Here is a 24,381-nt window from a genome sequence, read left to right on the forward strand (position 1 = left end):
GGTGACGCCGGGACGCAGTGTCCAGGCGCCGGTGCCGGCCGGGCGGGCCGGCCGGCCTGGGGCGAGGTGTGCGGCGCGTCCACCACCGGCCGTCCGACGCCCCGGGCGGCGCCTGCGGTCGCGGGACAGGCCCACGGGACCCCAACACGTTTTCCCCGTACGGCAGTACCCACTTTCGGGTTCCGATCGTCGATCTTCCGGGCGCGTCCGGCTTTACTGCCTACAAGCTGGAATTCCCTGCCCCCGCGCCACGGAGGACAGTCCCATGAGCACCCCGCCGCCCCCGGACCACCCCGCCCGCCTCGCCTCCGGTCCCGACGGCCCGCACACGTTGCGGCCCCTGCTCGACACCGTGCTCGACGCCCTCGACAGCGGCCGCCAGGCCCGCGGCGGCCCCCTGCCCGCCGGCGGACCCGACGCCGTCGCCGCCCGCATACGCGACGCCGTGGGCGACGTCCTGCCCGAGCACGGCGACCCCGACGCCCTGCGCCGCCTCGTCCACGCCCTCGCCGAAGGCGCCGCCGACCCCGCCGACCCCCTCTGCGCGGCCCACCTGCACTGCCCGCCCCTCGCCGTGGCCACCGCCGCCGACCTCGCCGTCAGCGCCCTCAACCCCTCCCTGGACTCCTGGGACCAGGCACCCGCCGCCTCCGAGCTCGAAGCCCTCGTCACCCGGACACTCGCCCACGAGACCGGCCTCGCCGACTCCGTCGTCACCACCGGCGGCACCGAGTCCAACCAGCTCGCCCTGCTGCTCGCCCGCGAGTCCCACGGCGGCGACGTCCGCCTGGTCTGCGGTGCCAACGCCCACCACTCCCTGCCCCGCGCCGCCTGGCTGCTCGGCCTGCCCGAACCCGTGATCGTGCCGGCCCCCACCGGCACCCTCGACCCCGCCGCCCTGCACAGCGCCCTCACCGGCCTCGGCGGCTCCCGCGGCTCCGTCGTCGTAGCCGCCACCGCCGGCACCACCGACGCCGGACTCATCGACCCCCTCCCCGAGATCGCCGGACTGTGCGCCGCCCACGGCGCCCGGCTGCACATCGACGCCGCCCACGGCGGGGGACTGCTGTTCAGCGAACGCCACCGCGACAAGCTGACCGGACTCGGAGCCGCCCACACCGTCACCCTCGACCTGCACAAACTCGGCTGGCAGCCGGTCGCCGCCGGACTCCTCGCCGTCCGCCACCCCCGCGACCTCGCCGTCCTGCACCAGCGCGCCGACTACCTCAACGCGGGCGACGACACCGAGGCCGGCCTGCCCGACCTGCTCGGCCGCTCCCTGCGCACCACCCGCCGCCCCGACGTCCTCAAGATCGCCGTCACCCTCAAGGCCCTCGGCCGCAGCGGCCTCGGCGCCCTCGTCGACCAGGTCTGCGCCCGCGCCCGCGAGTTCGCCGACCTCATCCACGACCACCCCGGCTTCGAGCTCCACGACCGGCCCACCATCAGCACCGTCCTGTTCCGGCCCGCCGGCGCCACCGACGACGCCGTCGCCACCGTCCGCCGCGCGCTCCTCACCGAAGGCCGCGCCGTCCTCGGCCGCGCCCGCCTCGGCGACCGCCTCTGGCTCAAGGCCACCCTGCTCAACCCGGACACCCGGACCGAAGACCTGGCCACCCTGCTGAAACTGGTGGAAGGAAGCACCCCCAGATGAACCATCCCGCGCTCCACACCCCCGAGGCCCCCCGCGACCTGGTCGGCGTCGGCATCGGGCCGTTCAACCTCTCCCTGGCCGCGCTCGCCCACCCGCTCACCGGCCTCGACACCGTCTTCTACGAACAGCGCCCCCGCTTCCACTGGCACCCCGGCCTGCTCATCGACGGCTCCCGCCTCCAAGTGCCCTTCCTCGCCGACCTCGTCACCCTCGCCGACCCGGCCAGCCACTGGTCCTTCCTCAACTACCTGAAGACCCGCGACCGGCTCTTCCCCTTCTACTTCGCCGAGCGCTTCCACATCCAGCGCGCCGAATACGACGCCTACTGCCGCTGGGTCTCGGAGAACCTGCCCGCCGTGCGCTGCGGCCACCACGTCGACGCCGTCCGCTGGAACCCCGAACTGCGCCTCTTCGAGGTCGACTTCACCCAGCTCGACGCCGACGGCGAAGCGGAGGCCGTCGGCCGCGCCCACACCCGCAACGTCGTCCTCGGCATCGGCACCGCACCCCACGTCCCCGCCCCGCTGAAACCCCTCGCCGACGCCCCCGGCGTCCCCGTCGTCCACGCCGCCGACTACCTCGACCACCGCGACACCCTCCTCGCGGCCGGCCACATCACCGTCGTCGGCTCCGGGCAGTCCGGCGCCGAGGTCTTCCTCGACCTGCTGCGCCACCGCCGGGCCGGCGCCGAGCGGCTGCACTGGATCGGCCGCACCGAGGCCTTCGCCCCGATGGAATACTCCAAGCTCGGCCTGGAGCACTTCACCCCCGACTACATGCGCTACTTCCACGCCCTGGCCGAACCCGTGCGCGACCGGCTCGTCACCGGCCAGTGGCAGCTCCACAAGGGCGTCGACACCGACACCCTCGCCGCCATCCACGACGAGCTCTACCGCCGCACGCTGGACGGCGGCTGGCCCGACGCCGTCCTGACCCCAGGCGTCCGGGTCCGCACCGCAGGCCGGGTCGCCGGCTCCCGGATCGAACTCCACCTCGAACACCTGCAACAGGGCACCCGCACCCGCCACACCACCGACGCCGTCGTCCTCGCCACCGGCTACCGCGAACGCCCCGTCACACCCCTGCTCACCGGACTCGACCCCTACCTGCGCCGCGACGGCGGGGAACGCCTCCGGATCGACGAGCAGTTCCGACTCGACCTCGACCCGGCCATCACCGCCACCGGCTGCCACGTCTACGTGCAGAACGCAGAACGCCACACCCACGGCGTCGGCGCCCCCGACCTGGGCCTCGCCGCCTGGCGCAGCGCCACCATCCTCAACTCGGTCACCGGCACACGGTCCTACCCGCTGCCCGCCCGCACCGCCTTCACCACCTTCGGCCTGGAACGGCGACGGCCCCAGATCCCGCCGTCCCGCCAGGTCGAGGCGCTGACGCCTTGACCTGGCGGGACGGGACCCGAGGCCGTCCCTGAAGAAGGAAACCGATCAGAACACCGGCGTGCCGTTACGCGTCAGCTTCCAGTCCAGCGACGCGAAGTCCTTCGGGTCCAGCTCGCCCTTCGCCGTGACCCACTCCGCGATCCGGGTGCGGATCTCGGTCGACTCCGCCCACAGCTCCTTCGCCGAGGCCACGTGCGGGAAGGCGCCACCACCGTTGGCCCGGTAGTTGTTCACCGCCATCACGAACTCCTGGGCGCCGTCCAGCGGCGCACCGCCGAACGTCAGGTTCTTGATCCGCGAACCGGCCGGCTGGGCGATGTCGATGTCGTACTGAAGCCCCGAGACGTAGTCGTAGTTGTAGTCCGGGCGGCCGCCCGCGTTCGTCAGCTTGTCCACGTCGATGGGCGCACCGGCGGCCGTCTGCACGAAGTACTCCGCCGAGTACTCCAGGTACGCGCGCAGCTGGGCACCCGTCATCAGCTTGGCGACCAGCGTGTTGTCGTACACGTACAGGCTCGACAGGTCCCGGATCGTCACGTTGCCGGCCGGGATCTCGGAGGTGCGCGAGAAGGGGGAGGCCTGCGAGACGACCGGCAGCGCGGCGTACTGCGTGCCCGCCAGCGCGGCCTTCACCACGTCCTCCTGAACCTTGTTGATCAGGTCGATGATCGGGGCGTCCTTGTAGCGGGCGTCGACCGTGGTGAGGGTCTCCGTCGCCCGGCCGACCACCTGGTTGACGTACTTCACGACCTTCGCGTGCTCGTCCTTGAGCAGCTTGGTGATCTTCGGGTCGTCGGCGACGGTGTTGGTGTTGCGCAGCGAGGCGGAGACCGACTCCACCTCCCACTTGCCCTTGACGAACACCAGCTCGATGTCGAACAGGGAGAGCCGCTCGGCGTAGCACAGCGGCTCCGAGAGCACGACCGTCCTGCCGGTCTTCTCGTTGACGACCTTCAGCTCCGCGATCTCCTTGTGTGCGTGGCCCACCAGGATCGCGTCGATGCCGGGCACCTGCCGCGCGATGTTCGCGGCGGCGTCCTCCACGTACGGGAGCTGGTCGCCGTACGACGAGGTGCCGGACGTGCCCGAATGCGCCGAGACGATGACCACGTCCGCGCCCATCGAACGCAGCTTGGGCACCCACTTCGCGGCCTGCTCCTCAAGACCCGGGAAGTCCAACTTGCCCTGCACGTAGGCCTTGTCCCAGATCGCGATGCCCGGGTTGGTCAGACCCAGCACGGCCACCGTCACCGGCGCGGCGCCCGGCTGGTGGAACTTCTTGATGAAGTACGGCGGGAAGGCCGGCTTCTGCGTCTTGTGGTCCACCGCGTTCGCGCCGAGCAGCGGGAAGTCGCACTGCTCCTCGAACTTGCGCAGCGTCTCGATGCCGTAGTTGAACTCGTGGTTGCCGAGCGCCACCGCGTCGTACCCGATGGCGTTCATCGCCTTGGCCATCGGGTGCACCGGACCACGCTTGGCGGTGATCGGGTCCACCTTCGCGTAGTAGTACGTCAGCGGGGTGCCCTGAATCGTGTCACCGGCGTCGAGGAGCAGCGTGTGGTCACGGCCCTTCTCCTTGCGGACCTGGTCCACCAGCGTCGAGACCCGGGCCAGACCCTGGACGTTGCCCGCCGCGTCGCTGTACTCGCCGTCCTTGAAGTAGTCCCAGTTGAACACATGCCCGTGCAGGTCGGTCGTGCCCATGACGGTCAGGGAGTAGCGCTTGCCCGGCTTCTCGGCCTTCTGGCCCGCCGCGGCGGCAGCGACGGGCGCGGCCTCGGCCGCCGGAGCCGCCACGGCGCCGGCCAGCGCCACCCCCGCCCCGGTGGCGGCGGACTTCGTCAGAAACTTCCGGCGGTTCAACGGCATGTCTGGTTCTCCTCGTGAAACAGGTCGATGACGCGCGTAGATTCTGGCGGTCCGCGGCGAACCGCAACACCCCCGGAAGGTTGCGATCTGATGACCGGCAGGCGCGGAAAACCGGCCACCGGTGACAGAGTGGGGCGTATGACCTCAGCCCCCGCCCCGGAACCCGGCCCCGCCGTCCCCTACGGCGCCCCCGACGCCCCCCGGATAGCCGTCCGCGGCGAGGCACACCTCGAAGTCGACCCCGAGATCGCCCGGATCGGCATCACCGTCACCGCCCGCGGCAAGGACCGCCGTTCCACCCTGGACGACCTCACCCGGCGCAACGCCCACGCCCTGGACCTCGTCAAGTCCTACGGCCAGGCGGTGGAGAACCTCGAGACCGGCGCCCTCTCCCTCACCCCCGAACCGGCCCGGCACGGCCGCGGCGAGCGCGTCCGCACCTACCACGGCGCCGTCCGCCTCACCGCCGCACTCTGCGACTTCACCGCCCTCGGAGAACTCACCACCCGACTGGCCGACTCCGAACTCACCCGGGTGGACGGCCCCTGGTGGGCGCTGCGCCCCGGCTCACCGGCCCACCGGGAGGCACGCCGGCGGGCCGTACAGGACGCCGTCCAGCGGGCCAGGGAGTACGCCGAGGCACTCGGCACCTCACTCACCGCACTCGTCGAACTCGCCGAAATCGGCGCGGAGAACACCCACCCCTGGGCCCCGGCTCCCGGCCGGATGAGAACGAGGCAGGCCTACGGAGGGGCCGCGCCCGAGGACGAGGCCGCGCCCCTGGACCTCGAACCCGAGCGGCAGCACGTCCACGCGCAGGTCGACGCGCGCTTCACCATGGCACCGCCCAGACTGTGATGACGTGACGTCCGTTGCGTCTTCCGGTCCGCGAACGGGACGAACGCTTGCCCGAGCGTCGCCCCGCACAGTTCAACAGTTGTCAATACCCCTTCATCCAAAGGTTGTTGAGTGGTCACGTCGTACCAATCGTCTACCCACTGGTAAGGCCTAGGCTCACATCATGCGCCGAGCAAAGATCGTCTGTACTCTGGGGCCCGCCACCGACACGTACGACCAGATCAAGGCACTGGTCGACGCCGGAATGGACGTCGCCCGCCTCAACCTCAGCCACGGCGGCCACGCCGAACACGAGGCGCGCTACCGGCACGTACGCAGAGCCGCCGACGAGACCGGACGCAGCGTCGGAATCCTCGCCGACCTTCAGGGCCCGAAGATCCGGCTCGGCGGCTTCCGCGAGGGCCCCGTACTCCTCGAACGCGGCGACACCTTCACCATCACCGTCGAAGAGGGCGTCGAGGGCGACGGCGACATCTGCGGCACCACCCACGCCGGCCTCGCCGAGGACGTCACCCCCGGCGAGCGCGTCCTCGTCGACGACGGCAAGGTGTGTCTGGAGGTCACCGCCGTCGACGGTCCCCGCGTCCGCACCCGGGTGATCGAGGGCGGCGTGATCTCCGACCACAAGGGCCTCAACCTGCCCGGCGTCGCCGTCTCGGTCCCCGCCCTGTCGAAGAAGGACGAGGACGACCTGCGCTGGGCGCTGCGCACCGGCTTCGACGTCGTCGCACTGTCGTTCGTCCGCGGTGGCCGGGACATCCTCGACGTCCACCGCGTCATGGACGACGAGGGCCGCCGCCTCCCCGTCATCGCCAAGATCGAGAAACCGCAGGCGGTGGAGGCCGTCGACGACATCGTGGCCGCCTTCGACGGCATCATGGTCGCCCGTGGCGACCTGGGCGTGGAGATGCCGCTGGAGCAGGTCCCGATCGTCCAGAAGCGCGCGATCAAACTGGCCCGGCGGAACGCCAAGCCGGTGATCGTCGCCACGCAGATGCTCGACTCGATGATCGGCAACTCCCGCCCGACCCGCGCGGAGGCCTCGGACGTGGCCAACGCGGTGCTCGACGGCACGGACGCGGTGATGCTCTCGGGCGAGACCAGCGTGGGCAAGCACCCGGTGCAGACGGTGCGGACGATGGCCCGCATCGTCACGGCGGCCGAGGAGGACCTCCTGGCCAAGGGCCTGCCGCCGCTGACCGACCGCAACAAACCCCGCACACAGGGCGGCGCCGTGGCCCGTGCGGCGGCGGAGATCGGCGACTTCCTCGGCGCGAGGTTCCTGGTCGCCTTCACGCAGTCGGGCGACACCGCCCGCCGGCTCTCCCGCTACCGCTCACCCATCCCGCTGCTGGCCTTCACCCCGGAACCGGCCACCCGCTCCCAACTCAGCGCCACCTGGGGGGTCGAGACGTTCCTCGGCCCGCGCGTCGACTCGACCGACGCCATGGTCCACCAGGTCGACGAACTGCTCCTGCGGTACGGCCGCTGCGAGAAGGGCGACGTGGTGGTGATCACGGCAGGCTCGCCCCCCGGGGTGCCGGGCTCGACGAACCTGGTCCGGGTGCACCACATCGGCGAGGACGACAGCCCCCGGTAGCACCGGCTCAGTGCTTGGGCCCGACGTGAGCGTCCATGAGGGCTACGGAGGCTTTGCGGGCGGCGGAGATCGTCACGGCGGCGCGGCTCTGATGCAGCGGCTTCCACTCGACGCCGACCTTGTCGAGGGTGTCGGTGAAGAGTCGCACGATGTCCGCCGACGTGTTGGTGAAGAAGTACCGCGGATACTCGTAGCGCTTGCGCTCGCCGCCGACGAGGCGGGTCGTCCAGTTGCTGATACGGCAGCCGTCGGAGTGGATGAGGCCCCGGACGAACTCCCACGGGCGCGTGTCGACCATCTCCTGTTGCCAGGGCTCGAGCGCGATCCGGCGGTCGTGCTTCTTGCCGGGGCCGTGCTGGGGGAAGAGGCAGGGCCAGTGCTTGCTGTAGCAGGTGACGTTCTGGCAGCCCTGGCGTTGGACTCGGAACACCTTGTTGTCGGGACGGACACGTTGCGTGGCCTCGGCGCAGGCTTCGATCAGGCCGGGCCAGGCGTCCGCGCACGTGATGCGAAGGAAGTGGACGCCCCTGCGCAGCGAGCTGATGCAGCCGTCGCCGAGGTACAGGCCCAGCAGGTAGGTGTAGGCCCTGATGTCTTCGGGCTTTCTTGGCACGTCGCAACAGCGAGGGCAGGACCTCGCGCGGCTCCAGCCCAGAGGCTCGATGCGTGTCTGCCATGCGCGGATCGCGGCGCGGGAGATGCCGGTCTCCTTGCTGACCGAGTTCAGGCTGCGGCCCTGCTGAACCCGCGCGAGAGCTCGCTTGCGTGTGCTGACGTCGTACATGTGAGCACTCTGCGAGAGCGGTCGGGGCGACACACGGCAAACGGCGAAGGATCACCCGACAGGGATCCTCCGCCGCAAATGACGACCTTTGAATCGAAGGAAAAGTGCCCCGGGTCGGACTCGAACCGACACTGTATGGGTTTTGAATCCATTGCCTGCTGCCAATTGGGCTACCGGGGCCCGACGAATCGAAGGTTGCCCCCGACCCGCTGCCTGACCACCTTACCGCAGCTCGGTACGCTCTTGGGAGCAGTATCCGCCCGCCCCGGACCAAGGAGCGCCCCCGTGACCGCCGAGTCGCCCCAGCCCGTAGACGTGTCCGACGACGACAAGTCGCACGTGCCTCCGCTGACGACCCGGGTCGTCATCGCCGAGGACGAGGCGCTGATCCGGCTCGATCTCAAAGAGATGCTGGAGGAGGAGGGCTACCAGGTCGTCGGCGAGGCCGGCGACGGGGAGCGGGCCGTGGAGCTGGCCCGCGAGCACCGCCCGGACCTGGTGATCCTCGATGTGAAGATGCCCAAGCTCGACGGTATCTCGGCCGCGGAGCGGATCGCCGAGGAGCGGATCGCACCCGTGCTCATGCTCACCGCGTTCTCGCAGCGCGACCTGGTGGAGCGGGCCCGGGACGCCGGGGCGATGGCGTATCTCGTCAAGCCGTTCAGCAAGAGCGACGTCGTTCCGGCGATCGAGATGGCCGTCTCGCGGTTCACCGAGCTGAAGGAGCTGGAGAAGGAGGTCGCCGACCTCGCCCAGCGGCTGGAGACCCGCAAGCTGGTCGACCGCGCCAAGTCGATCCTTCAGACGGAGTACGGGCTGACCGAGCCGGCCGCGTTCCGCTGGATCCAGAAGACCTCGATGGACCGCCGCATGTCGATGCAGCAGGTCGCGGAGGCGGTCATCCAGGACAGCGAGGAGAAGAAGGCCGCGAAGGGCGCCGGGTCCGACAAGGACTGAGCCGGACGCAACAGCGGAAAGAGAATGGGCTCGCGTCCCGTGGGGGACGCGAGCCCACTCCCGTATCGGCGGTGACCCGGTGGGGTCAGTCCTCGCCCAGGTACGCCTTGCGGACCGATTCGTCGTGCAGCAGGTCCTGGCCGGTGCCGGACAGCACGATGTTGCCGACTTCCATGACGTGTCCCTGGTCGGCGAGGGAAAGCGCCGCCTGGGCGTTCTGCTCGACGAGCAGAATCGTCGTGCCCTGGGATTTCAGTTCGGCGATGGTCGCCATGATCTTCTGCATCATGATCGGTGAAAGGCCCATGGAGGGCTCGTCGAGCATGAGCAGTTTCGGCTGCGACATCAGCGCCCGGCCCATGGCGAGCATTTGCTGCTCGCCGCCGGAGAGGGTGCCCGCGGCCTGCTTTCTGCGTTCGCCGAGGATGGGGAAGAGATCGTAGGCGCGCTGAATGTCCTTTTCGATGCCTTCCCTGTCCTTGCGCAGGAAGGCGCCGAGCCGGAGATTGTCCTCGATCGTCATCCGCGGGAAGATGTGCCGCCCCTCGGGGGAGTGGGCGAGTCCCAGGGAGACGATCTGATGGGCGGGGATCTTCTTCAGCGACTTGCCGTTGAACCTGATCTGCCCGCCGACCGGCTTGAGCAGCCCGGACAGGGTGCGCAGCGTGGTGGTCTTGCCGGCGCCGTTGGTGCCGATGAGGGTGACGACCTGACCGGCCTCGACCGTGAAGGAGATGCCCTTGACGGCCTGGATCTTGCCGTAGGCGACGCGGAGGTCCTCGACTTCGAGCAGTGCGGTCATCGGTCGTTCTCCTTGCCGGGCGCGGCGTCCTGCGGGGTGTCGTCCTCTGCCTGCGCCTCTGCCTCTGCCTGCGCCTCCGGCTGTGGCTCGGCCGCCTCTGCCTGCGTCTCGGCCGCCTCGGCTTGTGCCTCGGCGTTCTCGACCTCGGCGACCTCCTCGGCGCCGGGCGCGCCTTCGAAGGGTTCGCCGAGGTAGGCGGCGATGACGCGCTCGTCGCCCTGGACGGTGGCGCTGTCGCCCTCGATGAGCTTCTCGCCCTGGACGAGTACGGCGACGCGGTCGCAGAGGTTCATGATGAACCGCATGTCGTGCTCGATGACGAGTACGGCGATGCCCATGTCCCGGATGGCGAAGACGAGTTCCTCGGTGGCCCGGGTCTCCTGGGGGTTCATGCCGGCGGTGGGTTCGTCCAGGAGGAGCAGGCCCGGCTCGCTGGCCAGGGCGCGGGCGATCTCCAGCTTGCGCTGCTCGCCGTAGGGCAGGTTGCGGGAGAGGTCCTCGGCCTTGTGGGCGAGGCCCACGAACTCCAGGAGTTCCATGGCCCGTGCGCGGGAGGCGGCTTCGGCGCGGTGGAATCCGGGGCCGCGCAGCAGGGCGGACCAGAGTCCTTCCTTGGTGCGGGTGTGCCGGCCGACGAGCACGTTCTCCAGGACCGTCATGTTGGCGAACAGGCGGATGTTCTGGAAGGTGCGGGCGATGCCGGCGGCGGTGACCTTGAAGGACTTGGGCGGCAGGACGTTGCCCTTGTAGCGGACCTCGCCCTCGGTGGGGACGTAGAGGCCGGTGAGGCAGTTGAAGAAGGTGGTCTTGCCGGCGCCGTTGGGGCCGATGAGTCCTACGATCTCGCCGCTGTTGACGGTGAGGTCGACTCCGCGCACGGCGGTCAGGCCGCCGAAGCGCATGGTGACGCCGCGTGCGTCGAGGACGGGGTCGCCGGGGGTGGTGGTCACCGGCGTGTCCTTGGTGGTGGTGTCGGTGGTCATGGTGGTCAGGCCCCCGTCTTGCTGAGGACTGCGGGCTCGTCGGCCTTGTCGTGGAATTCGAGCTTGCGGCGGCGGTTGGCGATCAGGCCTTCCGGCCGGAAGCGCATGAGCAGGACCAGCGCGAGTCCGAAGGCGAAGAGCTGGTAGTTGCCGAGGAACTGGAGCTTGTTCGGGATCAGGAAGAGCAGCGAGGCGCCGATGAGGGGTCCGGCGATGGTGCCCATGCCGCCGAGGACCACCGCGGCCAGCAGGAAGGCGGAGTTCGGCGGGGTGGAGCTGGCGAAGAGGTACTGCTCGGGGGTCACGGTGTAGGTGACATGGGCCTGTACGGTGCCGGCGAGGCCGGCCAGGCAGGCGCCGACTGCGAAGGCGATGAGCTTGACCCGGAAGCCGTTGATGCCCATGGCCTGGGCCGCGGTCTCGTCCTCGCGGATGGCGACCCAGGCGCGTCCGATGCGGGAGTTGCCGCTGCGCCGGAAGACGAGCACGACGACTGCGGTGATCAGCAGCATCAGGAGGAAGTAGTTGGCGAAGCGGCCGATGGTGAATCCGGCGATGTCGTGCTCCAGGCCGAAGTCGAAGCCGAGCATCTTCAGGTTGGGGATGGCGGAGATGCCGTTGGAGCCGTTGGTGAGGTTGGGCCCCGAGGTGCCGTCGAGGTTGTTGGCGGTGATGCGGAAGATCTCACCGAAGCCGAGGGTGACGATGGCGAGGTAGTCGCCGCGCAGCCGCAGGGTCGGGGCGCCGATGAGGACGCCGAAGACCAGGGAGGCGGCGGCGCCGACGAGAAGGGCGGCCCAGAACGGGAAGTGCACGTGGAAGGGGGAGCTGGGGGAGCCGGAGACCAGGGAGGCGGCGTAGGCGCCGACGCCGAGGAAGGCGACGTATCCGAGGTCGAGGAGGCCGGCGAGGCCGACGACGATGTTCAGGCCGAGTGCGACGGTGGCGAAGATCAGGATGTAGACGCCGAGGGTGGCGTACTGGTCGTCGGTCTGGGTGAAGGGGAAGATGGCCGCCGCCAGGAAGGCGCCGCAGATGGCGACGTTCTGGTGCCGGCTGTTGATCTGGGAGGCGTGGGCGATGAGGCCCGACTTGCTGAGGGCGGCGAAACCGAAACCGGCGACGATGAGGAAGCCGATGAACAGTTCGTCGTATTCGGTGCCGATCCCGTAGGTGAAGACGGTCAGGCCCAGCCCGAGGATGGCGACGATGATCAGGATCTCGGCGTAGGCCGGCAGCGTGCCCACGGGGCGGGGGGTACCGGTCGCGAAGACCGCCCGGACGACGTCCCGGAGGTGCGCCACTTTGTGCTTGAAGTGCTCCCAGCCGCTGTCGTCGGGGTCGATCGGTTCCGGTTCGGGGCGCTCGAAGGGCAGGGCCAGGGCGCCGATGAGGGCGGTGAGGCTGCCGACGGCGGCGATGTAGGCGCCGGGTTCGAGGTTGACGACGCCGCCGAGTTCGGTGCTGATGGCGATGACCGTGTACAGCGCGGTGCCGGAGGTGGCCAGCGCGGCGAACTTGATGGCCGCGTCGGCGCCCGCGGGGGTGAGCCAGCGCAGGCCCTTGACGCCGTAGGAGGAGAGCGCGAACAGGATGGTGAGGGCGGCGCCGATGAGGACGAGGACCTGCAGGCCGCCGGGGTAGCCGTAGACCGTGAGGTCGCCGGGGAAGTCGCCGGTCCAGGTCCAGGCGAGGAAGGTGGCGGCGAGGGTGAGGACGCTCGCGCCGGTGGCGAGGGCGCGGCCGATGTTCTCCGGTATCGGGACGAGGCCGGTGTGCGCGCCGTCGGCAGCGGGGGCGCTGGGGGTCTGGGGTGCTGTGGTCTGTGTGGTCATCGGTGTCACGCCCTGTCCGCGACGCGCTCGCCGAGCAGGCCCTGGGGCCGGAAGAGGAGCACGAGGATGAGGAGTACGAACGCCCAGACGTCGGCCCAGGTGTTGCTGCCGAACTTGTCCATGCCGGGGATGTCGGCGACGTAGGCGGTGGCGAGGGTTTCGGCGACGCCGAGGACGAGGCCGCCGATCATGGCGCCGTAGATGTTGCCGATGCCGCCGAGGACGGCCGCGGTGAAGGCCTTGAGGCCGAGGAGGAAGCCCATCCGGAATTCGATCTGGCCGTACTTGAGGCCGTAGGCGACACCGCCGACGGCGGCGAAGGCGGCGCCGAGGGCGAAGGCGATCACGATGATGCGATCGGTGTTGACGCCCATGAGCCGGGCGGTGTCGGGGTCCTGGGCGGTGGCCTGCATGCCGCGGCCGGTGCGGGTCTTCATGACGAAGTAGCCGAGGAAGGCCATGCTGAGCGGTGCGGCGACGAGCAGGAAGATGTCACCGGTCTGGATGGTGACGGTGCCGATCTCGAAGGGGCCTCCGGCGATCTGCGGGAAGGTGAGGGCGTCCTTGGCGCCCGGGTACCAGGCCCACACCGCCTGCTGCAGGGCGAGGGAGAGGCCGATGGCGGTGATCAGGGGCGCCAGGCGTGGGCCGCCGCGCAGGGGACGGTAGGCGAACCGTTCCGCCCCGATGGCGACGATGACGGCGACGATGACGGCGCCGAGGAGCATGAGCGGCAGCGCGATCCACATGGACGTGCCGTTCGGGAGTACCCACAGATAGACCGAGAGTCCGCCGAAGGCGCCGGTCATGAAGATCTCGCCATGGGCGAAGTTGATGAGCTGGACGATGCCATAGACCATCGTGTAGCCGATGGCGACCAGCCCGTACATGGATCCCAGTAGCAGGCCGTTGACCAGCTGCTGCGGCAGTTCGTTCACCGCATGTCCTCCGAGACTTCGGATATTTGTCGAATGTGGCCGGATGCGAGTGCGCGCGGGGCGCCAGTGGAACAGCGCCCCGCGCGACTGGTGAGCGGTGCCGGTGCGGCTCAGCCCGTGAAGGTGCCGGAGTGGACCGACACGAACTCGCCGTTCTTGACGGCGTACACGGTGAGCTGCTTGTTGGTGGCGTCGCCGAACTCGTCGAAGGAGACCTTGCCGGTCACGCCGTCGAAGGAGACGTTCTGCATGGCCTCGGTGACCTTGGCGCGGGCGTCGGCGGGCAGCTTGCCGCCGTTGTCGTCGACGACCTTCTTGACGGCCTCGATGATGGCCCAGGCGGAGTCGTAGGAGTAGCCGCCGTAGGCGGAGTACTCCTCCTTGTAGCCCGCGGACTTGTAGTCGGCCACGAACTGCTTGGCGGAGTCGAGTTCCTCGACCGGGGAGCCGACGGAGGTGGCGAGGTCACCGCCGCTGTCGGGGCCGGCCAGTTCGATGAACTTGGCGTCGTTGATGCCGTCGCCGCCGACGAGCGGGATCTTGGCGCCGGCGGCCTTGATCTGCTTGCTGAGCGGGCCGGCCTGCGGGTACTCGCCGCCGTAGTAGACGACGTCGGCGCCCGAGTTCTTCACCTTGGTGGCGACCGCGGAGAAGTCCTTGCTCTCGGGGTTGATGTGCTCGGTGCCGACGACCTTGCCGCCGAGCTTCTTGAACTCCTCGGTGAAGGTGCCGGCCAGGCCGGCGCCGTAGGTCTTCTTGTCGTCGATGACGAAGACCTTGGACTTCTTGGCGGTGTTGTAGAGGTACTGCGCGGCGAACGGGCCCTGGATGGCGTCCGTGGTCGCGGTACGGAAGTACGACTTGTACTGGCGGACCTGCTTGTTGCGCCAGTCCGGGCCCTGGGTGAGGGAGGGGCCGGTGTTGGCGGGGGAGACCTCGACGAGCTTGGCGTCGTCGAAGACCTTCTGCATGGCCTCGGCGACGGACGAGTTCAGGGGGCCGACGACGCCGAGGACCGACTTGTCCGCGACGAACTTGGTGGCGTTCTGCTGGCCCACGGAGGCCTGAACCTGGTCGTCGAGGGCCTGGACCTTGAAGGTGACGCCCTTGACGAGCTTCTGCTTGTTGGCCGTCTTCGCCGCGAGGTCGGCGGAGTTCTTGATGCCGAGGCCCATTGCGGACAGGCCGCCGGTCAGCGGCGCGTCGACGCCGATGGTGACGACGGTGTCACCCTTGCCGGAGTCCGAACCCTTGTCTCCGCCACCCCGAGAACCGCAGGCGGTGAGGGTGAGTGCTCCCGCTGCCAGTGCTGCGGTAACGGCGATGAGTGAACGTTGACGCACGATCAGTCCTTTCCCTGGCACGGCCCCTCCCCCCTGGAAGAGGTCGAGTCGAGCGCGGAGTCGAAGAGGTAATCCGACGCGCCGTGACTGGCCGTGACTCTAGGCGCGTGCAGGGAACGTCGAGGAGGGCTTGGCCAAGGCTGTGACTCTCTTGTTATGACACGACGTAATGCAGAGCGGTACGCGGCGGGTGGAAGAGTGGAATTCAGGCAGATTCGCCCGGTCCGGATTCTGAGAACCCGCAGGACGGGCGATGCTGCGATCAGGTGTCTCAAGGCTTTTGGTGATTACCGGGAACCGTTGCCGCAGGCGACTTGCAGGGCCTGTGAGAGGCTCTGCGCATAGCGCGGCCCGAGGATGAAACCGTGCACCTGCATTGCGCGCTTATTACGCAGTGTCACGTCCAGGAAAGGGAGTCCGGCGTTCCCCGGAACTTTTCCGCACTCCTTCACATGCATGGTGATCACAACTTTATGGGCGGATCCCGCCCGGACGAGGAAAGGGGCGCGGGGCTCGGTGGTGAGGGAAAGTCCCGCGTACGGCTGGTCGATGCCGGCAATGGTCACGGGTGGGCCGCTCTGCACGCTGACCAGCACCGCGAAGCTGAATGTCCTGTTTCCTGCCGCGCGGGATGCGGCGACCTCGTCCAGGTAGGACACGTCGGTCACCAGGGACGGGTAGGGCGGCGCCGGGGGCGCCGGCCGGGGTGGCGGCGCGTCCTGGCGGACGGCGGACAAGTAGCCGCCGCCCGCGAGGAGGAGAGTGAGCGTCAGCGCCGCGAGGGCGGCCCGGCGGTGCCGCCGGTACAGCCGGGCGAGAGGCGCGAGGGGGCCGCGCGTGAGGGCGTTGGGGCGGGGCGGGCCATCCGGGTCATCCGGGCCGTTCGGGTCGTTCGGGTCGGACGTGCCCCACGCGCGCGTGCCTTCGCCCGGCTCGACCGGCCCGACGCCGCTCACGTCCCGGGTCTCCTGACGGAGCGGTCTTCCCCGGCCCAATGGCGGCACGTCAGATCCACTGAAGTGGAGCGTGGTTGGAAGTGTGACCGGCTCGACCGCGCCCTCGGCCGGGGCGCTCCTCCCGTTGTCATGGCAAGAAGCTAGGGGGCCCGGTGTCCGGGGGCAACGGTCGCGGAGGCGTCTCCGTGACTCAGCCGGCCGCGCCGGCGGGGCCGTCGCCCGGGTTCACGTCGCGCAGCAGGCAGGTCAGGCGGGCGCTGCACACCCGCCGCCCCTCCTCGTCGCTGATCACGATCTCGTACGTCGCCGTCGAGCGTCCCCGGTGGACGGGCGTGGCCACACCGGTGACCAGTCCGGAGCGCGCCCCTCGGTGGTGGGTGCAGTTCAGGTCGACACCCACGGCGATCTTGGAGCTGCCGCCGTGCAGCATGGCGCCGACCGAGCCGAGGGTCTCGGCGAGGACGGCGGAGGCGCCGCCGTGCAGCAGTCCGTAGGGCTGGGTGTTGCCCTCCACCGGCATGGTGCCGACGACGCGGTCGGCGGACGCCTCCAGGATCTGCACGCCCATGCGGGTGCCGAGGTGTCCGGCGGAGAAGAGGGCGGGCAGGTCGACGCCGAGCGCGGCGTACTCGTCGAGGACTTCCTGCGGGAACTTCACGTGCTGCTGCTCGCCCATGGGGTCCGGCTCCGTTCGTCCTTGAATCGGCTCGGTGCCGACCGGATCGTGGTCGATCGGCCACCGCATTCACTGAGCGAACGCTCAGTCGGCCGCCGATTGTTCCAGACGCACCACGACGGACTTGCTGGCCGGGGTGTTGCTGGTGTCGGCGGTGGCGTCGAGCGGCACCAGCACGTTGGTCTCCGGGTAGTAGGAGGCGGCGCAGCCGCGGGCCGTCGGATAGTGCACGACGCGGAAGCCCGGTGCCCGCCGCTCCACGCCGTCCTTCCACTCGCCGACCAGGTCCACGTACGACCCGTCGGCCACCCCGAGCGCCCGCGCGTCCTCCGGGTTGACCAGCACCACCCGCCGGCCGTTCCTGATGCCGCGGTAGCGGTCGTCGAGGCCGTACACCGTGGTGTTGTACTGGTCGTGCGAGCGCAGCGTCTGCAACAGCAGCCGGCCCTCGGGCAGTTCGGGGTACTCCACCGGCGCGGCGGTGAAGTTGGCCTTGCCGGTGGCCGTCGGGAAGCGGCGCTCGTCGCGCGGGGCGTGGGGCAGTGCGAAGCCGCCGGGGCGAGCTACGCGCGCGTTGAAGTCCTCGAAGCCGGGGACCACCCGGGCGATCCGGTCGCGGATCGCGGCGTAGTCCTTCTCGAACTCCTCCCACGGCACGACGCTCCGCTCGCCCAGCACGCGGCGGGCCAGAGCACACACGATGGCCGGCTCCGACTTCAACTGCGGGCCCGCGGGCCGCAGCCGGCCCCGGGAGGCGTGCACCATGCCCATGGAGTCCTCGACGGTGACGAACTGCTCGCCGCCGGCCTGCACGTCCCGCTCGGTGCGGCCGAGGGTGGGCAGGATCAGCGCACGCGCGCCCGTGACCACGTGGGAGCGGTTGAGCTTGGTCGACACGTGCACCGTCAGCCGGGCCCGGCGCATGGCGGCCTCGGTGACGTCGGTGTCGGGGGAGGCGGAGACGAAGTTGCCGCCCATGGCGAAGAAGACCTTCGCCTCGCCGTCGCGCAGGGCCCGGATGGCCCGTACGACGTCGTAGCCGTGCTCGCGCGGCGGTGCGAAGCCGAACTCCTTCTCCAGGGCGTCGAGGAAGGCGGGGGTGGGGCGTTCGAAGATGCCCATGGTGCGGTCGCCCTGCACGTTGGAGTGGCCGCGCACCGGGCACACGCCCGCGCCCGGGCGGCCGATGTTGCCGCGCAGCAGCAGGAAGTTGACGACCTCGCGGATGGTCGGCACCGAGTGCTTGTGCTGGGTCAGGCCCATCGCCCAGCACACGATCGTGCGCCGGGAGGCGAGGACCATCTCCAGCGCGCGGTCGATCTCCGCGCGCGTGAGCCCGGTCGCGGTGAGCGTCTCGTCCCAGTCGGCGGTCCGGGCGGCCTGCGCGAACTCCTCGTAGCCATGGGTGTGTTCGCGGACGAACTCCTCGTCGACCGCGCCCTCGGTGTCGAGGATCAGCTTGTTGAGGAGACGGAAGAGGGCCTGGTCGCCGCCGATGCGGATCTGCAGGAACAGGTCGGTGAGGGCGGCCCCCTTGAGCATGCCCTGCGGGGTCTGCGGGTTCTTGAACCGCTCCAGGCCGGCCTCGGGCAGCGGATTGACGCTGATGATCCGCGCGCCGCCCGCCTTGGCCTTCTCCAGGGCGGAGAGCATCCGGGGGTGGTTCGTCCCCGGGTTCTGCCCGGCGACGATGATCAGGTCGGCCTTGTACAGGTCCTCCAGGAGGACGCTGCCCTTGCCGACGCCGATCGTCTCCGACAGGGCCGAGCCGGAGGACTCGTGGCACATGTTGGAGCAGTCGGGCAGGTTGTTGGTGCCGAGTTCGCGCGCGAAGAGCTGGTAGAGGAACGCGGCCTCGTTGCTGGTGCGGCCCGAGGTGTAGAAGAGGGCCTCGTCGGGGGAGTCGAGGGCGGTGATCTCCTCGGCGACGATGTCGAAGGCGCGCTCCCAGGTGACCGGTTCGTAGTGATCGGCGCCCTCGGGCAGGTACATGGGGTGGGTGAGCCGTCCCTGCTGGCCCAGCCAGTAGCCGCTGCGGTCCGCCAGGCCGGACACGGAGTGCGCGGCGAAGAACTCCGGGGTGACCCGGCGCAGGGTGGCCTCCTCGGCGACCGCCTTCGCGCCGTTCTCGCAGAACTCCGCCGTGTGCCGGTGCTCCGGCTCCGGCCAGGCGCAGCCCGGGCAGTCGAAGCCGTCCTTCTGGTTCACCCGCAGCAGGGTCAGCGCGGTGCGCCGCACCCCCATCTGCTGCTGGGCGATCCGCAGGGTGTGCCCGATGGCCGGCAGCCCCGCCGCCGCGTGCTGCGGCTCGGCTACCTCCGGCGCGTCCTGAACCGGATCACCCATGGGCGGCTTCGTGGCCATAGCACGCTCTCCTTCGACTCGCGGCATATGAACAACGCCCCCGATCCTCGCACGACCGTGCGAAAGGCCCTAGGCCCGAGACACGGACCACGACAACCGGCACACGGGCCGTCCCGTGCCGCGCGGCTGCCGCCGACCTGGACCGCGCCGCGCGACCGGCCTCCCGGCTGCGGAGCGCGCCGCGGGAGGGACCGTCTTCCGGCGCGGGGCCGGGGCGGGCTGCGGGCGGCACGGCGCTGCGGGGTGGGCGGCCGGGCGGGGCGTCCCGGAGGCCGTGGGGGCGGGCGGTCGGCCGCGGCTGTCCGGGCGTGGGCTTCGGCTGTCAGTGGTACGTGGCAGGATCGGGGGCGTGGCAGAGACAGCATCGAAGAAGACCGACACCACCCCTGGCGGCGCCCGGCCGCGGCTGATGCTCATGGACGGGCACTCGCTGGCGTACCGCGCGTTCTTCGCGCTGCCCGCGGAGAACTTCACGACCGCGACGGGCCAGCCGACGAACGCCATCTACGGCTTCGCGTCGATGCTGGCCAACACGCTGCGTGACGAGGAGCCGACGCACTTCGGGGTCGCCTTCGACGTCTCCCGCAAGACCTGGCGCTCGGCGGAGTTCACCGAGTACAAGGCGAACCGCTCCAAGACACCGGACGAGTTCAAGGGTCAGGTCGAGCTGATCGGCGAACTGCTCGACGCGATGAACGCCTCCCGCTTCGCCGTCGAGGGGTACGAGGCGGACGACGTCATCGCCACCCTCGCCACCCAGGCCGAGGCCGAGGGCTTCGAGGTGCTGATCGTCACCGGCGACCGCGACTCCTTCCAGCTGGTCTCCGAGCACACGACGGTGCTCTACCCCACCAAGGGCGTCTCCGAGCTGACCCGCTTCACCCCGGAGAAGGTCTTCGAGAAGTACGGGCTGACCCCGGCCCAGTACCCGGACTTCGCGGCGCTGCGCGGCGACCCGTCGGACAACCTGCCGGGCATCCCCGGCGTCGGTGAGAAGACCGCCGCGAAGTGGATCAATCAGTTCGGTTCGTTCGCCCAGCTCGTGGAGCGGGTCGAGGACGTCAAGGGCAAGGCCGGCCAGAACCTGCGCGACCACCTGGAGTCCGTCAAGCTCAACCGCCGGCTCACCGAGCTGGAGCGGAGCGTGGAGCTGCCGAAGACCGTCACCGACCTCACCCGCACGCCTTACGACCGCAAGGCCGTCGCGATGGTCCTGGACACCCTGGAGATCCGCAACCCCTCCCTGCGCGAGCGGCTCTTCGCCGTGGACCCGGGCGCCGAGGAGGCCGAGACGACCCCGATCACGACGGACGGCGTGCAGCTCGACGGCACCGTGCTCGGCACCGGCGAGCTGGCCGGCTGGCTCACCGAGCACGGCACGCAGGTCCTCGGTGTCGCCACCGTCGACACCTGGGCCCTGGGCGCGGGCTCGGTCGCCGAGATCGCGCTCGCCGCGCCCGGCGGAGCGGCCGCCTGGTTCGACCCGTCACAGCTCGACGAGGCGGACGAGAGCGCGCTCGCGGCCTGGCTGGCCGACGCGGACCGGCCCAAGGTCTTCCACAACGCCAAGGGCGCCATGCGGGTCTTCGCCGAGCACGGCTGGACCATAGAGGGCGCCGCCATGGACACCGCGCTCGCCGCCTACCTGGTCAAGCCGGGCCGCCGCTCCTTCGACCTGGACGCGCTGTCCCTGGAGTACCTGCACCGGGAGCTGGCCCCCGCCGCCGCGGCCGACGGGCAGCTCGCCTTCGGCGCCGACGAGGGCGCCGAGGCCGAGGCCCTGATGATCCAGGCCCGCGCCGTCCTCGATCTCGGCGAGGCCTTCGAGGCCCGCCTCCCGGAGGTCGGCGCGGCGGAACTGCTGCGCGACGTGGAGCTGCCGACGTCCGCCCTGCTGGCCCGCATGGAGCGGCACGGCATCGCGGCCGACCGCTGCCACCTCGAGACCATGGAGCAGATGTTCGCGGGCGCGGTGCAGCAGGCCGTGAAGGAGGCGCACGCCGCGGCGGGGCACGAGTTCAACCTCGGCTCGCCCAAGCAGCTCCAGGAAGTCCTCTTCGGCGAGCTCGCCCTGCCGAAGACGAAGAAGACGAAGACCGGCTACACCACCGACGCCGACGCCCTGGCATGGCTGGCCACCCAGACGGACAACGAGCTGCCGGTCGTCATGCTCCGCCACCGTGAGCAGGCGAAGCTGCGCGTCACCGTCGAGGGCCTGATCAAGACGATCGCGACCGACGGCCGTATCCACACCACGTTCAACCAGACGGTCGCCGCGACCGGCCGCCTGTCGTCGACGGACCCGAACCTGCAGAACATCCCGGTCCGCACCGACGAGGGCCGGGCCATCCGGCGCGGCTTCGTGGTCGGCGAGGGCTTCGAGTCGCTGATGACCGCCGACTACAGCCAGATCGAGCTGCGCGTGATGGCCCACCTGTCCGAGGACGCGGGTCTGATCGAGGCGTTCACCTCCGGCGAGGACCTGCACACCACCGCGGCCTCGCAGGTCTTCGGCGTCGACCGCTCGGCGGTGGAGCCGGAGATGCGGCGCAAGATCAAGGCGATGTCCTACGGCCTGGCGTACGGGCTGTCGGCCTTCGGCCTCTCCCAGCAGCTGAACATCGAGGCGGCCGAGGCGCGCGCCCTGATGGACGCCTACTTCGAGCGTTTCGGCGGCGTACGGGACTATCTGCGCCGCGTGGTCGACGAGGCGCGGGCGACCGGCTACACCGAGACCCTCTTCGGCCGCCGCCGCTATCTGCCCGACCTCAACAGCGACAACCGCCAGCGCCGCGAGATGGCCGAGCGCATGGCCCTCAACGCGCCCATCCAGGGCACGGCGGCCGACATCGTCAAGATCGCCATGCTGCACGTGGACCGCGCACTGCGCGAGGCCGGTCTCGCCTCCCGCATGCTCCTCCAGGTGCACGACGAAATCGTCCTGGAGATCGCCCCCGGCGAACGCGAGACCGTGGAGCGGATCGTCCGCCACCAGATGGCCGGCGCGGTACAGCTCAGGGCCCCGCTGGACGTCTCGGTCGGCGTGGGCCCGGACTGGGAGTCGGCGGCGCACTAGCCTGCGGCGCGCGGGTCGGGCCGCCGCGGACACCGGGTCGCCACTGTGACGGCGGATCCGGGTTGCCGTGCCGTGCCGCGGGCGGTTCTGCGGCCGTGGGCGGGGCTGTCGTGCGGTGCATGGGTGCCCCCGTGACGGCGGATCCGGGTTGCCGTGCCCGCGTGGGTGACCCTGCGGCCGTGGGCGGGGCTGTCGTGCGGTGCATGGGTGCCCCCGTGACGGCGGATCCGGGTTGCCGTGCCCGCGTGGGTGACCCTGCGGCCGTGGCCCGGTCCGACCTGCCGCGCGCGGGCAGCCCCGCGACCGTGGCTCGGGGCTGTCCGCCACGCACGGGCGGCCCCCAGCGCCGTCCGTGCCGGCAGCCACCCGGCTCGGACCTCCCCTCGGACCGCCCCCGCCGTCGCGGGTGCGTCACGGCGTGGGACGGGTCCCAGCCCTGGCCACCCTGCCGCCGGAGCCGGAGCCGGAGCCGGAGCCGGAGCCGGAGCCGGAGCCGGAGCCGGAGCCGGAGCCGGAGCCGGAGCCGGAGCCCTGCGTCGTCCGGTGGGAACCGCGTACAGGTCACCGCCCGTCCGCCGCCGTGGCCCCCGAAGGGCGGCTCCGCCGGCTGCCGGGTGCGCCGACAGCGGGGTCCTCCCCCGCGTGGCGCACCCGTGGCAGGTCCCGTCACTCACGTGGACCCCGAAGAGGCGCAGCCGCGAGCCGTGCCCGACAGGATGCGGGCATGGGTATACGCATGCTCAACCGCCGGCCGGCGGTGATACGGGTGGACATCGGTGAGGCCCCCAAAGGGGCACCTCTGTCGGTCCGGCCCTTCGCGCCCGACGCGGGTACGGCCCGCGTTCCGGCGGATCTGACGGCGACCCTGCGCCGTGCCGCGAGCGGGCTACGCAACCGGTTCGGCCCCGGCGACCCCGTCCTCGGGGAGACACGTGCCTGGCGTCTGTGGGCGGACACCGCTCGCGGCTACCTCGCCCTGCTGCTCTCCCCACTGCACCGCCCCCGCCCGGTGCGCAGCATCACCGTCTTCGTCGCCACCGCGACCCCCACCGGCGACCGGCTGGGCGAGCCGTCCCCACACCCCTCCCGCCAGGACCGCCGGAACTGCTGAGCCCGGCCGAACCGGCCCCAAGCGAAGCGAGGGCACGGCTCAACCTGCCGAGGCTGAAGAACCACTCCCGCCGTCCGGACCGGAAGAAGCCCCGGCACAGTCCCCCTCGAGACTGGAACGGCCCGATCCGACCGACCCCTTCACGCCGTCCCCGCCCCCGGCACCCGCAGGCCGCGCACCGCGCCGGAGCCTGACGTCCAGGGCGTACAGGGGCAGGCCCACGGCCAGCCCCGCGCCCGCGCCGAAGCACAGGGTCGGAATCAGCTCCCAGAGAGCGGCTGTCGACCCCCGCCCCGTCCACCAGTGCCAGGTCCGCTGCCCGGCACCGGCGACCGCGCAGACCGCGATCACGGCCCAGGCCCGCCGCCGGTCCCGTACCGACAACTCGGGCACCCCCACCGGCTCGCCCGCCGGAGTCCGCCGCAGCGCGTGCAGCAGGAACCCGGCGATCACGGCGGCCGCCACCGCCGAGCTGCCGTACTGCAGGTGCCAGTAGACGGGCGTCCCGGCCAACTGCCGGCCCAGCACCGGGAACAGCCGCATCCCCCACCGGTCGTGGTGGGTGAACGCGTCCCACACCACGTGCGTCAAGGCGCCCAGCGCGGCGGAGGCGTACCACCACGGCACCGACGCCGGGCGCGGTCGTGTCCAGGGGATGCCGCACCGTGTCAGCGCCGCTGTCCGTCCCTGCCGGGCGCGCGGCAGCAGCGCGACGAGCGGCTCACGCAGCAGCAGCCACACCCCGACCAGCAGCCAGGCGACGAGCACGTCGAGGGTGAGGACCCCGGGGAAGGAGTGCGTGACCGTGCCGAATTCCATCGCACCGGGTACCACCCCTGCCGTGTAATAGATCAGATCGGGCGCGAAGGAACCCGCCACGAGCGCCGACGGGACCAGCCGGCCCCGCCCCGTTCCGTCGCCGCGTATCGCGGGCAGTACGGCCGCCGCATGGCTCAGAGTGAACGGCAACGGGGCTCCTTTTGGCGCGCGTCGACCGGGCCGGCGGGCCCGTGTGATCATCGCCGTCCAGTATGCGTGGCACGCGAGGGGCGCACCCGTTAACCAGTCGTGGCCAACCGGTGAAAATCGGGCGCGAACGGGTCCCGATGCCAAGGAAGTTGTCGTAGGGTCACCTGGATTCGTCAACCCGTGCGGCACCGCGAGCGCAACCA

At 70.7% G+C, this 24,381-nt stretch carries 18 protein-coding genes and 1 tRNA gene; 7 read left to right on the forward strand and 12 right to left on the reverse strand.

Features of this window, described 5'->3' with window-relative positions; all coding sequences use genetic code 11:
- Positions 1-265: 265 nt before the first annotated feature.
- Both ACIOWN_RS02730 and ACIOWN_RS02735 read left to right on the forward strand, forming a co-directional pair.
- Complete coding sequence (locus ACIOWN_RS02730; protein WP_401979959.1) at positions 266-1,654, forward strand: pyridoxal phosphate-dependent decarboxylase family protein; 1,389 nt, start codon at positions 266-268, stop codon at positions 1,652-1,654.
- Complete coding sequence (locus ACIOWN_RS02735) at positions 1,651-3,057, forward strand: lysine N(6)-hydroxylase/L-ornithine N(5)-oxygenase family protein (RefSeq protein WP_401979961.1); 1,407 nt, start codon at positions 1,651-1,653, stop codon at positions 3,055-3,057. Before ACIOWN_RS02730 ends, ACIOWN_RS02735 begins: the two co-directional genes overlap by 4 nt.
- Positions 3,058-3,102: 45 nt before the next feature.
- Here the strand turns inward: ACIOWN_RS02735 and ACIOWN_RS02740 are convergent, their stop codons facing one another.
- On the reverse strand, positions 3,103-4,926 hold the full coding sequence (locus tag ACIOWN_RS02740) for a 5'-nucleotidase C-terminal domain-containing protein (protein WP_362349398.1): 1,824 nt from the start codon (positions 4,924-4,926) through the stop codon (positions 3,103-3,105).
- A gap of 138 nt (positions 4,927-5,064) precedes the next feature.
- Between ACIOWN_RS02740 and ACIOWN_RS02745 the strand changes: the two genes are divergently transcribed.
- Positions 5,065-5,784: an SIMPL domain-containing protein gene (locus ACIOWN_RS02745; protein ID WP_401979964.1), complete on the forward strand. Its 720-nt coding sequence runs from the start codon at positions 5,065-5,067 to the stop codon at positions 5,782-5,784.
- Positions 5,785-5,947: 163 nt separating this feature from the next.
- Positions 5,948-7,384: a pyruvate kinase gene (pyk, locus tag ACIOWN_RS02750; protein ID WP_362349401.1), complete on the forward strand. Its 1,437-nt coding sequence runs from the start codon at positions 5,948-5,950 to the stop codon at positions 7,382-7,384.
- A gap of 7 nt (positions 7,385-7,391) precedes the next feature.
- On the opposite strand, the gene ACIOWN_RS02755 is transcribed toward pyk, so the two are convergent.
- Positions 7,392-8,168: a transcriptional regulator gene (locus ACIOWN_RS02755; RefSeq protein WP_401979967.1), complete on the reverse strand. Its 777-nt coding sequence runs from the start codon at positions 8,166-8,168 to the stop codon at positions 7,392-7,394.
- A 105-nt stretch (positions 8,169-8,273) separates the two neighbouring features.
- A tRNA-Leu gene (locus ACIOWN_RS02760) sits at positions 8,274-8,348 on the reverse strand.
- A gap of 105 nt (positions 8,349-8,453) precedes the next feature.
- On the opposite strand from ACIOWN_RS02760, the gene ACIOWN_RS02765 reads away from it, so the two are divergent.
- The gene (locus ACIOWN_RS02765; RefSeq protein WP_362349404.1) at positions 8,454-9,125 is read left to right on the forward strand and encodes a response regulator; all 672 of its coding nucleotides are present in this window, start codon (positions 8,454-8,456) and stop codon (positions 9,123-9,125) included.
- Between the two features lie 85 nt (positions 9,126-9,210).
- On the opposite strand, the gene ACIOWN_RS02770 is transcribed toward ACIOWN_RS02765, so the two are convergent.
- The 8 genes from ACIOWN_RS02770 to ACIOWN_RS02805 form a co-directional block, all read right to left on the reverse strand.
- On the reverse strand, positions 9,211-9,927 hold the full coding sequence (locus ACIOWN_RS02770) for an ABC transporter ATP-binding protein (protein ID WP_362349406.1): 717 nt from the start codon (positions 9,925-9,927) through the stop codon (positions 9,211-9,213).
- Positions 9,924-10,910, reverse strand: a complete 987-nt coding sequence (locus ACIOWN_RS02775; protein WP_401979971.1) for an ABC transporter ATP-binding protein — start codon at positions 10,908-10,910, stop codon at positions 9,924-9,926. The genes ACIOWN_RS02770 and ACIOWN_RS02775 overlap by 4 nt, the downstream gene beginning before the upstream one ends.
- Positions 10,911-10,915: 5 nt before the next feature.
- Positions 10,916-12,745 carry a branched-chain amino acid ABC transporter permease gene (locus ACIOWN_RS02780; protein ID WP_362349410.1) on the reverse strand — a complete coding sequence of 610 codons (1,830 nt, stop codon included), beginning with the start codon at positions 12,743-12,745 and terminating at the stop codon, positions 10,916-10,918.
- A 5-nt stretch (positions 12,746-12,750) separates the two neighbouring features.
- Positions 12,751-13,683 carry a branched-chain amino acid ABC transporter permease gene (locus ACIOWN_RS02785; RefSeq protein ID WP_362349414.1) on the reverse strand — a complete coding sequence of 311 codons (933 nt, stop codon included), beginning with the start codon at positions 13,681-13,683 and terminating at the stop codon, positions 12,751-12,753.
- A 110-nt stretch (positions 13,684-13,793) separates the two neighbouring features.
- Positions 13,794-15,026, reverse strand: coding sequence for a branched-chain amino acid ABC transporter substrate-binding protein (locus tag ACIOWN_RS02790; protein WP_362349416.1), 1,233 nt, complete (start codon positions 15,024-15,026; stop codon positions 13,794-13,796).
- A gap of 287 nt (positions 15,027-15,313) precedes the next feature.
- Entirely contained in the window at positions 15,314-15,982 is a 669-nt protein-coding gene (locus ACIOWN_RS02795; RefSeq protein ID WP_401979973.1) for a Tat pathway signal sequence domain protein, read from the reverse strand.
- A gap of 190 nt (positions 15,983-16,172) precedes the next feature.
- The gene (locus ACIOWN_RS02800; protein WP_362349419.1) at positions 16,173-16,658 is read right to left on the reverse strand and encodes a hotdog fold thioesterase; all 486 of its coding nucleotides are present in this window, start codon (positions 16,656-16,658) and stop codon (positions 16,173-16,175) included.
- Positions 16,659-16,742: 84 nt separating this feature from the next.
- Positions 16,743-19,022, reverse strand: a complete 2,280-nt coding sequence (locus ACIOWN_RS02805; protein WP_401979976.1) for an FdhF/YdeP family oxidoreductase — start codon at positions 19,020-19,022, stop codon at positions 16,743-16,745.
- 349 nt (positions 19,023-19,371) lie between these two features.
- Here ACIOWN_RS02805 and polA point away from each other — a divergent pair, with 349 nt between their 5' ends.
- Together polA and ACIOWN_RS02815 are read left to right on the forward strand one after the other, a co-directional pair.
- Positions 19,372-22,098, forward strand: a complete 2,727-nt coding sequence (polA, locus tag ACIOWN_RS02810; protein WP_401979978.1) for a DNA polymerase I — start codon at positions 19,372-19,374, stop codon at positions 22,096-22,098.
- Between the two features lie 724 nt (positions 22,099-22,822).
- Positions 22,823-23,209 carry a hypothetical protein gene (locus ACIOWN_RS02815; RefSeq protein ID WP_401979981.1) on the forward strand — a complete coding sequence of 129 codons (387 nt, stop codon included), beginning with the start codon at positions 22,823-22,825 and terminating at the stop codon, positions 23,207-23,209.
- A 39-nt stretch (positions 23,210-23,248) separates the two neighbouring features.
- Here the strand turns inward: ACIOWN_RS02815 and ACIOWN_RS02820 are convergent, their stop codons facing one another.
- Positions 23,249-24,178, reverse strand: a complete 930-nt coding sequence (locus ACIOWN_RS02820; RefSeq protein ID WP_401979983.1) for a DUF4184 family protein — start codon at positions 24,176-24,178, stop codon at positions 23,249-23,251.
- Between the last annotated feature and the right edge of the window lie 203 nt (positions 24,179-24,381).

It is taken from the genome of Streptomyces sp. NPDC087787, assembly GCF_044743035.1.
In the GTDB taxonomy this organism is placed as follows: domain Bacteria; phylum Actinomycetota; class Actinomycetes; order Streptomycetales; family Streptomycetaceae; genus Streptomyces.

Excerpts from the sequence above, each read along its gene's own strand:
- ACIOWN_RS02730 (WP_401979959.1), top strand. The coding sequence starts at position 266 with ATGAGCACCCCGCCGCCCCCGGACCACCCCGCCCGCCTCGCCTCCGGT.
- ACIOWN_RS02735 (WP_401979961.1), top strand. The coding sequence starts at position 1,651 with ATGAACCATCCCGCGCTCCACACCCCCGAGGCCCCCCGCGACCTGGTC.
- ACIOWN_RS02740 (WP_362349398.1), bottom strand. The coding sequence starts at position 4,926 with ATGCCGTTGAACCGCCGGAAGTTTCTGACGAAGTCCGCCGCCACCGGG.
- ACIOWN_RS02745 (WP_401979964.1), top strand. The coding sequence starts at position 5,065 with ATGACCTCAGCCCCCGCCCCGGAACCCGGCCCCGCCGTCCCCTACGGC.
- pyk (WP_362349401.1), top strand. The coding sequence starts at position 5,948 with ATGCGCCGAGCAAAGATCGTCTGTACTCTGGGGCCCGCCACCGACACG.
- ACIOWN_RS02755 (WP_401979967.1), bottom strand. The coding sequence starts at position 8,168 with ATGTACGACGTCAGCACACGCAAGCGAGCTCTCGCGCGGGTTCAGCAG.
- ACIOWN_RS02770 (WP_362349406.1), bottom strand. The coding sequence starts at position 9,927 with ATGACCGCACTGCTCGAAGTCGAGGACCTCCGCGTCGCCTACGGCAAG.
- ACIOWN_RS02775 (WP_401979971.1), bottom strand. The coding sequence starts at position 10,910 with ATGACCACCGACACCACCACCAAGGACACGCCGGTGACCACCACCCCC.
- ACIOWN_RS02780 (WP_362349410.1), bottom strand. The coding sequence starts at position 12,745 with ATGACCACACAGACCACAGCACCCCAGACCCCCAGCGCCCCCGCTGCC.
- ACIOWN_RS02800 (WP_362349419.1), bottom strand. The coding sequence starts at position 16,658 with ATGGGCGAGCAGCAGCACGTGAAGTTCCCGCAGGAAGTCCTCGACGAG.
- ACIOWN_RS02805 (WP_401979976.1), bottom strand. The coding sequence starts at position 19,022 with ATGGCCACGAAGCCGCCCATGGGTGATCCGGTTCAGGACGCGCCGGAG.
- ACIOWN_RS02815 (WP_401979981.1), top strand. The coding sequence starts at position 22,823 with ATGGGTATACGCATGCTCAACCGCCGGCCGGCGGTGATACGGGTGGAC.